Source organism: Streptomyces sp. NPDC059994 (assembly GCF_042737755.1).
Lineage (GTDB): Bacteria > Actinomycetota > Actinomycetes > Streptomycetales > Streptomycetaceae > Streptomyces.
Genome location: NZ_JBHWUR010000001.1, coordinates 282,328 through 295,718, shown reverse-complemented (window position 1 = coordinate 295,718; position 13,391 = coordinate 282,328). Strand labels below are relative to the sequence as shown.

Annotated in this window: 9 protein-coding genes; 2 read left to right on the top strand and 7 right to left on the bottom strand. The window is 73.9% G+C overall.

The features are described from left to right. The first annotated feature begins 262 nt into the window (after positions 1–262). Positions 263–4,333, top strand: coding sequence for a CHAT domain-containing protein (locus ACFWA7_RS01400; RefSeq protein ID WP_385820124.1), 4,071 nt, complete (start codon positions 263–265; stop codon positions 4,331–4,333). 146 nt (positions 4,334–4,479) lie between these two features. Then, positions 4,480–4,971, top strand: a complete 492-nt coding sequence (locus ACFWA7_RS01395) for a Gmad2 immunoglobulin-like domain-containing protein (RefSeq protein ID WP_385543186.1) — start codon at positions 4,480–4,482, stop codon at positions 4,969–4,971. A gap of 66 nt (positions 4,972–5,037) precedes the next feature. Here ACFWA7_RS01395 and ACFWA7_RS01390 read toward each other — a convergent pair whose 3' ends face one another. The 7 genes from ACFWA7_RS01390 to ACFWA7_RS01360 form a co-directional block, all read right to left on the bottom strand. Further along, entirely contained in the window at positions 5,038–6,219 is a 1,182-nt protein-coding gene (locus ACFWA7_RS01390) for a M6 family metalloprotease domain-containing protein (RefSeq protein WP_385820122.1), read from the bottom strand. 42 nt (positions 6,220–6,261) lie between these two features. After that, positions 6,262–7,527, bottom strand: a complete 1,266-nt coding sequence (locus tag ACFWA7_RS01385) for an alpha/beta fold hydrolase (protein WP_385820120.1) — start codon at positions 7,525–7,527, stop codon at positions 6,262–6,264. Positions 7,528–7,689: 162 nt separating this feature from the next. Further along, positions 7,690–9,072 carry an aldehyde dehydrogenase family protein gene (locus ACFWA7_RS01380; RefSeq protein WP_385543195.1) on the bottom strand — a complete coding sequence of 461 codons (1,383 nt, stop codon included), beginning with the start codon at positions 9,070–9,072 and terminating at the stop codon, positions 7,690–7,692. A 167-nt stretch (positions 9,073–9,239) separates the two neighbouring features. Continuing rightward, positions 9,240–10,148 (bottom strand): dihydrodipicolinate synthase family protein, encoded by a 909-nt coding sequence (locus ACFWA7_RS01375; protein WP_385820118.1) that lies wholly within the window; start codon positions 10,146–10,148, stop codon positions 9,240–9,242. A 106-nt stretch (positions 10,149–10,254) separates the two neighbouring features. Beyond that, positions 10,255–11,739: an FAD-dependent oxidoreductase gene (locus ACFWA7_RS01370; protein WP_385820116.1), complete on the bottom strand. Its 1,485-nt coding sequence runs from the start codon at positions 11,737–11,739 to the stop codon at positions 10,255–10,257. Next, entirely contained in the window at positions 11,723–12,034 is a 312-nt protein-coding gene (locus ACFWA7_RS01365; RefSeq protein ID WP_385545040.1) for a (2Fe-2S)-binding protein, read from the bottom strand. Before ACFWA7_RS01365 ends, ACFWA7_RS01370 begins: the two co-directional genes overlap by 17 nt. 133 nt (positions 12,035–12,167) lie before the next feature. Continuing rightward, the gene (locus tag ACFWA7_RS01360) at positions 12,168–13,325 is read right to left on the bottom strand and encodes an NAD(P)/FAD-dependent oxidoreductase (protein WP_385820114.1); all 1,158 of its coding nucleotides are present in this window, start codon (positions 13,323–13,325) and stop codon (positions 12,168–12,170) included. Positions 13,326–13,391: the final 66 nt, after the last annotated feature.

Sequence of the window (13,391 nt, the reverse complement as noted above, 5' to 3'; positions counted from 1 at the left end):
GGCGCAGTACGGCACGGGGTGGGGCGGGGGATTCCATGACGTGGGCAGCATGCGCTCAGCACCGTGCGGCGTGTGAACAACGCAGAGCGCCGCAGCACCGGCTCCGGCTCGGGGTCCGGCAGTACGGTGACGCCGAACTACACGGCGGCCGATCCGAGGGCCGACACCAACGCACCCTGCTGATCAGCCCGCTGCTGCGTATGCGTCATCCCGGCCCGCCGAGGGCAGTCCACTCGAACCCCTGCGAGGAGCGTCCGGCTTCATGACACTCGAAGACGCGAGAGCAACCGGGGCGGGCAGTGGAGGGGCGGGCCGGGTGACGGAGAACGGGGCGGCGGAGAACGGGCCGGGCGAGCCGGAAGCGCTCGGCGCCGTACAGGGGCACCTCAAGACGATCGCCGACACGGGAGACCCGTCGTCGATCCTCGACCCGGACGTGGCGGCCGACGTGGCACGTCTGGAGGAGCAGTTCCCCGGTAACCGGACGATGGACGGCGTCGTCGCCCTGGGGTGGGTGGAATGGCACCGTGCGCGGGCCTTTGCCGGTGAGGTCGCGCAGTTCCATGAAACGTTCGCCGTGCTGCGCCTCCTTCCCGCCTTCCTCGCCGGGGAGGCATACGTGCCCAGTGCGTCGCTGCCCCAGGAGCTGCTCCCGACGCTGGCAGGGGCCGCGATGGAGCCCGCTGTGCGGATGCTTCAGGACGCCGGTGACAAGGGGACCCTGGATTCGGCCACCAGGGCCGCCTGGGCCTGGATGCGTATCGTCGGCCACATCGCGGCGGGCCCTGCGGTCGCGGGTGTGCTCGCCAATCTGAGCGTGGCCCTACGGCTGTTGGGTGAGCGGGGCGGTGGCACCGAGAACCTCGACCGGGCCGTCGACACAGCCCGCCACGCCGTCACGACGATGGCCGAAGACGAACCGCAGCGGCCGGCGGCGATGGGCATCATGGCGACCGCCCTGTGGTCCCGGTACGAGAGCACGGCCGCCCCGGAGGACCTGGACGCGGCAGTGGAGGCCGCCCGCGCCTGCGCAGACGCGGGCCAGTCCGATGACCCCTTGCATCCGAACGGCGTGCAACTCGCCGCGCAACTCCTGCACTTGCGCTACGAGCGGTCGCGGTCGCTCAGCGATCTGGAGGAGTCGATCGACTGGATGCGCCGGCTGGTCACGGCGACCGGCCCCGGCGACCCTCTGCTCGCCCTGCTGCTGGCCATGCTGGGCGAGTGGCTCGCCATCCGCGCGGCGCGGACCCAGGACACGCAGGTCATGGAAGAGGCCGCCGAGACCGCGCGACGCGCCGCCGCCGCGGCGCCGGATGACGACGTGGAGGCCCAGCTCGCCGTCTCGGGGGTCTGGCACACGATCTTCGAGCACACCGGGGATCCGACGGCTCTCAAGGCGGCGAGGGACCTCGCGGTACGGCACGCCCGCGCCCTGTCCCCCCAGTCCGCCGGGCGAGCCCGCCATCTGGCCAACGCCTCCCTCACCGTGCTCTCCGCCCATGCGCACACCGGCGTTCGCGACGACCTCGACCTCTCCGTCGAACTGGGCGGGGCGGCGCTCGCCGCGGCGCCCGCCGGACACGCCAACCGGGACGTGGCGCTGCGCGCCCTCAGCGGCGCGCTCGCCCATCGCTTCCAGAGCGACGGACACCTCGAAGACCTCGACCGCGCGCTCGCTCTCAGCCGTGAGCTCCGTGACGCGCCGGGCGCCGGGCATGCTCCCTCGCTCGACCTGTCCAACCTGAGCCTCATGTACCGCACCCGCTTCCTGCGCTCGGGAGAGCCCGCCGACATCGCCCGGGCGATCGAGGCCGCCAAGTCGGCCGCCGTACACGCCGCCGACCCGCGTCACCGTGCCCGGGCCCGGCAGCAGCTCGCGCTCTGCCTCGTCAGGCGTTCATCCGCCGAGGGCCGCCCGGACGATCTGGACGAGGCCATCGAGCTGGGCCGCGCGGCCCTCGCGGATACTCCGCGCGACCATCCCGACTGGGTGACGATCATCGCGAACAACGCGCTGGCCTTCCTCACCCGGTACGAGCACAGCGGCGCACTGGAGGACATCGACGCGTGCCTCGCCTCGGTACGCGACGCGAGCAGCCGGCTGGAGCCCGGCCATCCCGCCCACCCCCAACTGCTCAACAACGAGGGGTACGCGCTGCTGACCCGGTACCACCGCACCCGGTCGGCCACCGAGCTCGACGCGGCGATCGACAGCACCCGCAGCGCCGCCGAACTGATGGCACCCGTCGACCCCCGGCTGCCCGGATGCCTGTCCAACCTGTGCCTGGCGCTGCGCGACCGCTTCGACCTCACAGCCGAACCGGCCGACCTGGACGAGGCGATCGCCGTCGGCCGTCGAGCCGTCGCAACGACCGCCGCAGGGAATCCGGCGCGCGCCACGCACCTCAACAACCTCGGCTACAGCCTGCTGGCCCTGGCCTTCCAGGACCCCACGGATACCGCCGTACGCGACGAAGCGGCCCGCGCCTTCCGTGAAGTCCTGGACATCCTTCCGGCAGGCGCCCCCTCACGGACCTATCCGCTCGTCAACCTCGGGCAGTTGCTCGTCCTGACGGCCGCCACGGACCCGGACGCGGAATCCGCCGAGTCCGCGGCCGTCAGCGCGTTCACCGAGGCCTGGGAGCTGACCGGCACCGCGCCCCTGCGCCGCCTCACCGCCGTACGCGCCGCCGTACGCCTGTTGTCCGACCGGGAGCCGGTGCGGGCGGCGGCGCTGCTGGAAGCGGCCGTGGACGTTCTGCCCGCGCTCACCCCGCGCATGCTGGCCCGCACCGATCAGCAGAGCCTGCTCGGCACCTGCTTCGAACTCGCCGCCGATGCCGCCGCCCTGGTCCTGACCGCGCGCGACGAACCGAGGACCGACCCCCCGGCCGCCGAATCGGCCGCGTCCAGGGCTCTGCGGCTGACGGAGGCGGGCCGGGGCGTCATGCTCGGCCAGGCACTCGACACCCGGGGCGAGGTCACCGACCTGCGCCGCCGACTGCCTGCACTCGCCACGCGCTTCCTGGCGATACGCGAACGGCTCAACGCGGCCTACGCGGACGACGCTCCCGGCGTCTGGGCGTCCGCCGAACCCTGGTACCCGGCCACGGAAGCCCGGCGCGACCTCGCCGCGCAGTTCTCCGCCGTCCTGGACGAGATCAGGTCCCGGCCCGGCTTCGACCGGTTCCTGCTGCCGATGGAGCTGCCGGACCTGCTGGCCCAGGCCGCGCACGGGCCGGTGGTGGTCTTCGCCGTGAGCGGCCACGGCAGCCACGCCCTGCTGATCCGCCCCGACGCCGTCACCGCGCTGCCCCTGCCCGGCCTGGACCGGGACACCGTGAGGCAGAGGGCTCAGGACTTCACCGCGGCGCTGAGGTGGGCGCCGAGTCCCACTCCCGCACGCAGTGAACCGGCCCTGCACACCCTCAACTCCACCCTGGAGTGGCTGTGGGACGTCGCGGCGGAGCCCGTCCTGACCGCCCTCAATCTCACCTCTCCCCCACCCCCGGGGCACCAGACTCCTCGTGTGTGGTGGAGCCCCGGCGGGCTGCTCGGCCTGCTCCCCCTGCACGCCGCCGGATACCACCGGGCCCCCACGGGCGGCTCAGGGGCGACCGTCATGGACCGCGTGGTCTCCTCCTACACCCCGACCCTGCGCGCACTGCGCCATGCCCGCCGCCCCCTGCCCCCGCGCTCCTCGCACCGCGCGCTCGTCGTCACGATGCCGCTCACCCCCGGCGCCCCTCCGCTGCCGCACACGGCCGAGGAGGAGGGGTACGTACGCACCCATACGCCCGAGCCGCTGGTGCTCACCGCGCGGCGGAAACACACGGACACCTCGGCGCAGGAGACCACCCCGAGCATGCGCGAGAACGTGATGTCGGCGATGGGCGACTGCTCCCTGGTCCACTTCGCCTGTCATGCCGTCAGCGACCCCGTCGACCCGTCCCGCAGCCGTCTCCTGCTTCAGGACGCCCCGCTCACGGTGAGCGGCCTGGCCGCCCTGGACCTCGACCACGCCGGGCTGGCCTTCCTCTCCGCGTGCAGCACCGCCTCCACGGGCGTGCCGCACCTGGCCGACGAGTTCGTCAACCTCGCCACCGCGTTCCAACTCGCGGGCTTCCGCGGCGTGGTGGCCACGCTCTGGCCCGTATACGACAGCCACGCCGCCGAACTCGCCCGGCTGTTCTACGCGGCCCTGGGCAGCCCTTCCGACCTCACTCCCGACCGGGCCGCCCGGGCACTGCACGAAGCGGTCCGCCACCTGCGCGACCACATGCCCGATCGCCCCGACACGTGGGCGGCCCATCTGCACTCCGGCGCGTAGCGGGCGGGCGGGGGCGGCGGGAGAGCCCTCGCACATTGGCCACCACCCGGACCGGCGCCGCGAAATCGGCCGAAGCGTGCCGTTGTTTTCCGTCGGCCCGCCGCCGAAGCTGCGAGTGCCGCACAATTCACTACCTGGGAGGCTTCATGACCAATCGCATGGACCAGCCGCGCGCCCTCGACCTGGTCGGCAACCCGATCCACATCGGCGGGGTCGCCACGGGATTCGAGGCCACCCTTGAGTACCGCGTCAGTGACGGCCACCACCAGGTGACCGGCACGTTCACCGCGGGAGGCGGCACCGGTGAACACGGGCAGTTCCATCTCGCCGTCGACGTCGGCCACGCGTCCTTCCAGCTCGACCGACTGCTCGTCCAGGTCTTCGAAGCGAGCGCCAGGGACGGCAGCGAGATCAACGCCGTCACCGTTCCGGTCATCTACGGGCCGCGTATCGTGCCCGGTTACTACGGCTACCGCGAGCACAAGGTGGTGAGGGGCGACACGCTGTCGGCCATCGCCAAGACGTACTACGGCGACGCCTCCCTCTACTCGCGCATCGTGCGGGCCAACCCGGCCCAGATCACCGACCCCGACAAGATCGTGCCGGGGCAGGTCCTCCGCATACCGATCGGGTCGTGATCCGGACCTGATCCGGCGGTCACCGCCCCGGCCCGACGGACACCGGTCACATCGGTACGCCGCCGCTCACTTGCTGAGCCGCACCGTGTCCCCCGCCGTACCGCCCGCGAGGACATCGATGCGGGCGCCGGTGTCGGGGTCGGTGACGCTCTGTCCCGCGGTCCGGGCGGCCAGGTCCGGTGCGGTACAGCCGGTGGGCACGGTGGTGGGGTGTGTCGGGGCGATCCGGACCGGGCCCTCGCCGGTCGCGGCGGCCGAGTCGACCTTGTAGACGAGGACGCCGGTGGAACAGGCGGCCGGGTCGTTGCCCTCGGCACGCCGCGACTCCGCCACGTACGCGGTCGTCTCGCCGGTGCGCAGGACGGCGATCTTCGTGCCGCCGGGGCGTTCCACCGGGGTGAGGCGCACGGTGCGCTGTCCCGGTGCGGCCAGGCAGGCGACCTGGTCGTCGCGGATCCAGCCGAGTTTCCAGGAGTGCCAGCCGAGGTACTGAGGGGCGGCCCCAGCGATGTTGCCCATGACGTCCCAGCCGCCGACGTACTGGTGGGTGTCCCCGGTGAACGAGTACAGGTCCGGGAGACCGAAGGTGTGGGCGGTCTCGTGGTCGGCGACCTTGGGACCCCAGCGCCACATGTCCTGGCCGAAGGTGACGGCCCACTTCAGCCGGGTGCCGTCCGCCGTGATGCCCGCGGTGGCCGGGTCGTAGAGGTAGGTCGGGGAGAAGGGGACGGCCGTCGCCGCCTTGGTGGGGACGATGTACACCATGTCGTACCGCGAGAAGTCGGCGTAGGGGTCGGCCGCGGTGACCGCGTCGCGAACGTACTTCTCGTGGGCCTCGAAGGTGATGCCGCGTGCGAAGTCGTACGACGTGGAGGCGGCGGGCATCCGTATCCAGCGGCGCAGCGGGGTGAGGGCGAGGCGGGAGCGGCCGTAGCTCGCCGCTCGCATCCACTGCGCGGCGGGGGCGAGTTGGGCGGCGTAGGGGGCGGTGGAGCCGGTTTCCGGTGCGTCGGGGAAGTCGACGAACAGGGTGAGGACGCGGTGGGTGCCGGTCGACGGCTGGAACTGGGTGCGGTCGGTGTCGTGGCCCTCGTCGGTCCAGCCCGTCCGGCCGGGCAGCGCGCAGGCGGCGGGAGTGGCCTGGTGCGGCCGGGGTGCGGCGGTCGCCGCGCCGCTTCCGGCCAGGCACACGGTGAGGGCGACGGCAGCGATGGCGAGGGGGCGCGGTCGGAGCGAGGGGGCAGGCATGGCTCTCCTCCAGGAGGCGGGCGAAAGGGGGTGGGGGGCCGGTCAGGCGCGGCCGGCGGCCAGGTCCATCAGGCGGGCGAGGACCCGCCCGCCCGAGGCGGTGATCCCGTCGTGCTCCCACTCGTTGGTGACCCAGACGCGGCAGGATCCGACCTCGCGCGCGGTGCGCAGGGAGAGCCCCGCGTCCACGTACATGTCGTCGTGGTAGACGATCGCGGCGAGCGGGACCTCGTTGGCGGCGAGGCGGCCGGTGTCGTACAGCTGCGGCCAGTCGGTGCGTCGGGCCAGCAGGTCCGCGGCCCCGGCGAAGGGACGCAGGGCCGCGACCTCCTGGAACATCCAGGGGTAGATCATCTCGCCGGTCAGGAGGAACGGGTCGGCGCCGTCGGCGAATCCGGGGAAGTCGCCGAGCGCGCGGGCGGCGGCCCAGCCGGTGGCCGAGGTGCCCTGGCCGTAGAGGGTCTCCTGCAGCACGGCGAACAGGGGGTTGCCGGTGAAGCCGGTCACGCCCATCACCTGGTGGAGGAACGTGTCGCTCAACTCCCCCTTCGCGTCCAGGGCTTCGTCGAGCAGCCAGTGGACCCGCTCGTGGCCGTCACCCATACCGAGGGCGAGGCCGAGGGTGCGCAGGCGACGGGGGGTGAGCCGGTCCCCGTCGGGCAGCCGTACGTCGGTGGCCGTGAGGAGGTCCGCGATCTCGCGCAGGCGGGCGGCGTCGTCGGGGTAGCGGGCGTAGAAGCCGAGGACGCGATCGCGCACCCGGGGGTAGGTGCGGGCGTACACGTCGTCGGCGGTGGCCGTCAGGCCGGGCAGCCCACCGGCCACATAGCAGGCGCGCAGCCCCTCGGGGGCCCGGGACAGATAGGTGAGGGTGAGGAAGCCCCCGTAGCTCTGGCCGAGGGTCTCCCAGGGTTCGTCGCCGCACAGCCGGCGCCGGATCAGCTCGGCGTCGGCGACGATCGCGTCGGCGCGGAAGTGGGCCAGGTGGTCGGCGAAGGCGGCCGGGGACGGGAAGTCGGCGGCCGTCCGGCCCGTTACGGGGGTGGAGCGGCCGGTGCCGCGCTGGTCGAGCAGGAGTACCCGGTGGGTCTTCAGTGCGTGGTCGAGCCATCCGGGCGAACCGGCCGACGGGCGGGGCGACTTGCCGCCCGGGCCGCCCTGGAGATAGAGGAGCCAGGGCAGTCGCTCGCCCGCCCGGGCGCGGTCGACGACCTCGCGGGCGAAGACCTGGAGGGTCGGGCCGTGCGGGGCCGAGTGGTCCAGCGGGACGGTGAAGACGTGGTCGACGGTTGCGTACGCCGGGTTCATGGATGCCTTTCGCGGCGCGGGCGCCGCCGGGTGCTGTGTGACTCTTCTTGGAGGAGCATGGCGCGGGCGGCCTCCCGGCGAGGAGCCCTCGTTCCGGCATAACGTCGCGTTATGGAGGGGCCGGGGGCCGTTCCCGCCGGGGCAGGCGGCGCGCGTACGAGGTCACCTCGCTCGCGAGGGCGACAAAGTGTAGGTGCGGCTGGAGGTGTAGAACTCCAGGGCGGCCCGGCCCTGTTCACGCGGCCCGTGGCTGGATTCCTTGGTGCCGCCGAACGGAAGGTGGAAGTCGACGCCGGTGGAGGGGGCGTTGACGCGGATCATCCCGGTGTCGAGCCGGTCGAATCCGTGCAGGGCGGTGTCCAGGTCGGCGGTGTGCACCGAGGTGACCAGGCCGTACGGGACCGAGTTGGTGATCCGTACCGCGTGGGCGAGGTCGTCGGCGGGCAGCAGGGCGGCGATGGGGCCGAAGAACTCCTCGCGCAGCAGGGGATGGGCCGGGGAGACCTTCTCCACCAAGGTGGGGGCTGTGTACCAGCCGGGGTGCCGGGGCGCGGTCCCGCCCGCGAGCACGTCCAGGCCGCGGGAGGCCTCGCCCACCCGGTCGCGGGCGCGCTCGCTGATGAGCGGCCCGCAGACGGTGTCCACCGAGGCCGGGTCGCCGACCGGGAGCGCCCGGAGCGCTTCGGCGAGCGCCTCGCGCAGCGGGTCGAGAGCCGCGCCGACGGCGATGACACGGCTGGTGGCGGTGCACTTCTGGCCCGCGTATCCGGCGATCGCGGCGGCGATGTGGGCGGCGGCCTGCGCGATGTCGGCGTCCGGCAGGACGATCGCGGCGTTCAGGCCGCCCATCTCCGCCTGGACCGCGATGCCCCTCTCGGTGGCGGCACGCGCCACCGCCCGGCCGACGCCGGTCGAGCCGGTGAACGAGACGACGTCGGCGCAGCGGACGAGCGCGTCTCCTTCGGTGGCCCCGCCGGGCAGTACCGTGAACACCCCTGCGGGCAGAGCGCGTTGGAGGACCTCGGCCAGACGCCGAGCGCAGGCCGTGGCTTCGGGAGCGGGCTTGAGCACCACCGCGTTGCCGACGGCGAGCGCCGGGGCGGCCTTCCAGCTCGGGATGGCGAAGGGGAAGTTCCACGGGGTGATGAGCCCGGCGACGCCGTGCGGCCTGCGGCGGGTGAGCAGCAGGCCGGATCCCGCGGCGGGTTCGTGGACCGCCCCGACGGGTTCGTAGGGCGCCTGGGCGTAGTACCGCCAGATGGCGACGGTACGGGCGACTTCGGCCCGGGCCTCGGCGAGCGGCTTGCCCACCTCGCGCACGGCGAGCGCCGCCAGTTCGTCCGCCGCGGCCTCGACCGCGTCGGCGGCGGCGCCGAGCGCGGCCGAACGCGCGGCCGCACCGCCGAGCAGCCATCCCGGCTGGACCGCACGGGCCCGCTCCACGGCGTCGGCGGCGGCACGTGCCCCGGGGGCCGGGATCCGGACGAGGACGTCGGCGGGGTCGGCCGGGTTGCGGGAGATGAGGTGAGTGACGTCAGCGGTCACGGGAGGGGTCCTCCAACGAAGGGGGTGTGCGGGTCGAGGAAGTACGGGGCAGTCGCGGCGAGCCGGGCCCGGCCGGTGACGGGCGCTGCGCCGCGCGGGCAGGCGGCGGGAGAACCGCGCCGCCTGCCCGCGAGATGGCAACGCCTGACCGGCGGCGGCCGGACGGATCAGCGGTGGCCGTCGGCCACGGCCTTCTCGGTGGCCAGGCGCACCCCCGCCTCGATCTCCCCGGAGAGCGGGGCGCGCGGCGGGCGGACGGGGCCGCCGGGCCGTCCGGCGATGTCCATCGACAGCTTGATGGACTGGACGAACTCGGTCTTCGAGTCCCAGCGCAGCAGGGAGTGCAGAGAGCGGTAGAGCGGCACGGCCGTGGCCAGGTCCCCGGCGACGGCGGCGTGGTAGAGCTCGGCGCAGGAGGCGGGGAAGGCGTTGGGGTATCCGGCGATCCAGCCGACCGCGCCCGCGAGGGCGAGTTCGAGGAGCACGTCGTCGGCGCCGATCAACAGGTCGAGTTCCGGGGCGAGTTCGGCGATCTCGTACGCCCGGCGGACATCGCCGCTGAACTCCTTGACGGCGACGACGCTGCCCTCCTGGTGCAGCTGGGCGAGGAGCGGGGGCGTCAGGTCGACCTTGGTGTCGATGGGGTTGTTGTACGCGACGACCGGCACTCCCGCCCGGGCCACCTCGGCGTAGTGGGCGCGCACGGACCGTTCGTCCGCCCGGTAGGCGTTGGGCGGGAGCAGCAGGACCGAGCCACACCCGGCCTCGGCGGCCTGTTCGGCCCAGCGGCGGCTCTCGGCGCTGCCGTACGCGGCGACGCCCGGCATCACCCGGTCCCCGTCGCCCGCCGCCTCCACGGCGGTGCGGACCACCTGGACGCGCTCCTCGTCGGTGAGGGTCTGGTACTCGCCGAGGGAGCCGTTGGGCACGACGCCGTCGCAGCCGTTGTCGATCAGCCAGCGCACATGGGCGCCGTAGGCGTCATAGTCGACGGACAGGTCGTCGCGCAGGGGCAGGGCGGTGGCGACCATGATGCCGCGCCAGGGACGGGTGGGGTTCCAGGTGGTGGTGGCCATATCGGCAACCTCTCTATGCGATGTGACATTTCACTAGTGGGTGCAAGGGGCTGCACGGGGGGCAGCACGGTGGTGCGGGGAGCCCTTGGAGGGGCTCGCACCTGGGTCAGTCCGTATGGGGGGCCGGAACGGGGCCGTCGAGCGAGCCAAGTGCGCGGAGCGGTACCGGCACGGCGAACGGCCGCCGCTCGGGGGCCGGATCCGCGAGCGGGTCCGCGTCGCCGCGCCGCGCGGCCAGACAGGCCACGGCCGCACCGCACATCCGGCCCTGGCACCAGCCCATCCCGGCCCGGGTGAACAGCTTGACGGTGCGCGCGTCGCGCGCTCCGAGGTCGGTGACCGCCGCGCGGACGCTCTGCGCGGTCACCTCCTCGCACCGGCACACCTCGGTGTCGTCGGCGAGCCACTGCGGCCAGCCGCTACCCGGTGCGTGCGCGGCGGCCATGGCGTCGGCGAAGGCGCGCATCCGGTCCCGGCGTCGCTCCAGTTCCCGGGCGCGGCCGCGACGGGTGGGGCGCCCGTGCAGCCGGGCGGCGATCGCGAGTCCGGCCAACTCGCCTTCCACGCCCGCCAGTCGGGCCCCGCCGACACCGCCGGTCTCCCCCGCCGCCCACAGGTCTCGTACCGAGGTCTCCTGGGAGGCGTCCAGGACCAGGGCGGTGGTCCGGTCGGGGGTGCTGCGGGTGGCGCACCCCAGGGTCGTGGCGAGTTCGATCTGCGGTGCCAAGCCGTGGCCCACGGCCACCGCGTCGCACTCGATCCGGCGACCGCTGCCGGGTACGGGCCGCCAGTCGCGGTCGAGCCGGGACACGGTGACCGCCTCCACGCGTTCGGTGCCGTGCACCTCGGTGACGGCGCTGCGGGTGCGCAGCCGTACCCGGTGGCGCAGCAGCGCACCGCCGTGCACGGCCGCCTCGGCGATCTTGCGCGGGTTGGCCGCGAGCGCGTACGGGTGGCGGGCGTAGCCCAGGTAGCCGGACGCCTCGATGACGGCGGGCACCTGCGCCCCGGCGGCGGCCAGCGAGGAGGCGACCGCGAGCAGCAGGGGTCCGCTGCCCGCCACGACGACACGCCGGCCGGGGAGCACGAGGCCGGACTTGAGCATGGCCTGGGCCCCTCCGGCCCCCACGACACCGGGGATCGTCCAGCCGGGAAAGGGAAGTTGGCGCTCGTACGCGCCGGTCGCGAGCAGCACCGCCCGGGCCCGGATCCGCACCGGCCGCTCCTCGCCTCCGTCGGCCCCGGTGACGGCGTGCACCACCCAGGGGCCTCCGTCGCCGTCGCGGGTGACGGTCCACACGTGGTGGCCACCGAGACGGTCCACCGCACTCGCCTCCAGGCGACGGCGGAGCCCGGTGAAGAGGGACCAGTCGTGGTGCAGGGCCTCGGGGCGGGCCGCCCCGGTGGCCGGTGCGGGGTGCCGGAAGAACTGGCCGCCGATCTGCGGCGAGGCGTCCAGCAGGGCGACGGACAGGCCGAGTTGGGCGGCGGTGACGGCACCGGCGAGCCCGGCGCAGCCCGCGCCGATCACCGCGAGATCGTAGGGGTCGCGCTCCTCCGGCGCCGCGGGCGTCTCAGCCGAGGGACGCATGGCCGTGTCCTTCCTGGGTGACCACGGTGTCTCCGGGGCGGGCCGGCACCAGACAGGCCCTGCGGTTGGGCTGCCCGTTGATGGTGGCGAGGCAGTCGTAGCACTGCCCGATGCCGCAGAACGCACCGCGCGGGCGGCCGGTGGCGCGGGTGGTGCGCCAGGCGAGGATGCCCGAGGCCCAGAGCGCGGCGGCGACGGACTGGCCGGGCAGCGCGGGCACGGGCCGGTCCTCGAAGGTGATCTCGAACGATGGGCCGGTGCGCGTCCCGACCAGGTCGGCGGGGGTTCGGGCCACGGGAAGCCTCCTTGTGCAGCGGGCGGGCCGGTCCGTCCACAGGCGTACGGAGCGGACGGACGAGGGGGATGACAGGGGCGCTCTTCCGGGAAGTCCGGGAGGAGGCGCGCGCGGAGGGCGAGCGGGGCTCGGCTCAGCCCTTCGCCGCGAACCGGCCGGGGGCGAACGGGGCGATGTCCAGCGGCAGTTGGCCGCCCGTCACACACGCCGCCACGATCAGCCCGGTGACGGGGGCGAGCCCGACCCCCGCTCCTTCGTGGCCGCAGGCGTGCAGGAGGCCGGGGACCTCGGGGTCGGGGCCGATGGCGGGCAGATGGTCGGGCAGATAGGGGCGGAAGCCCGCGTACGTACGCAGCGCCCGCACGGTGCCCAGGACCGGGAAGAGGGCGACGGCCTGGGCGGCGAGACGGCACAGCGCCTCGGTGGACAGGGTGCGGTCGAAGCCGACCCGCTCCCGGCTGGCACCGATCAGGACCGGGCCCGCCGCGGTGCCCTCGACCACAGCCGAGGTCTGGAGCGCCGCGGAGTCGCTGGCGACGTCGGCGACGTAGTCCGCCGCGTACACCTTGTGCCGCACCACGCGCGGCAGCGGCTCGGTGACCAGGACGAAGCCGCGGCGCGGCAGGACGGGCAGCTCCACGCCCGCGAGCCGGGCGACCTGGCCGCCCCAGGTGCCCGCCGCGTTCACCACGTACGGGGCGTGGATCCGCCCGCCGCTCGCCGTGTGGACCCCCCTCACCTCGCCGCTCTCCCCGGTGAGCAGAGCCGTGACCTCCTCACCGAGCCGCAGTCGGATCCGGTCGCCCCCCGCGCGCAGCAGATGGGCCGCGGCGAGGGCGGGCATGACCTGGGCGTCCTGCGGGTAGTGGTAGCCGCCCGCCAGGCCTGGGGCCAAGTGGGGCTCCAGGTCGTTCAAGCGGTCCGCCGGGATCTCCTTGACCCGTACACCGGCGCTCTCCTGTCCGGCAGCGAAGCCGCGCAGTGCCGCCATCCCGGCCTCGCCGGAGGCGACGACCAGGCCACCCTTGGGTTCGTACTCGATCTGCGGCGGGAGCAGTCCGGCCAGCTCGCGCCACAACTCGGCGGAGGCGAGGGCGAGGGAGAGTTCGGGGCCGGGCTCCTTGTCGGAGAGCAGGAGGTTGCCCTCACCGGCGCCGGTGGTGCCGCCCGCGACGGGGCCGCGGTCGACGACGGTGACGGTGAGGCCGGCGCGTGCGGCGTAGTAGGCGCAGGCCGCGCCGACCACGCCCGCACCGATGACGATGACGTCCGAGGATGTTCTCGTGGGCACAGCAGTAATATTTCACATTGCACTGCGTTGGCCAAGGGGTGCGCCGCAACGGCTCATTGGGACACG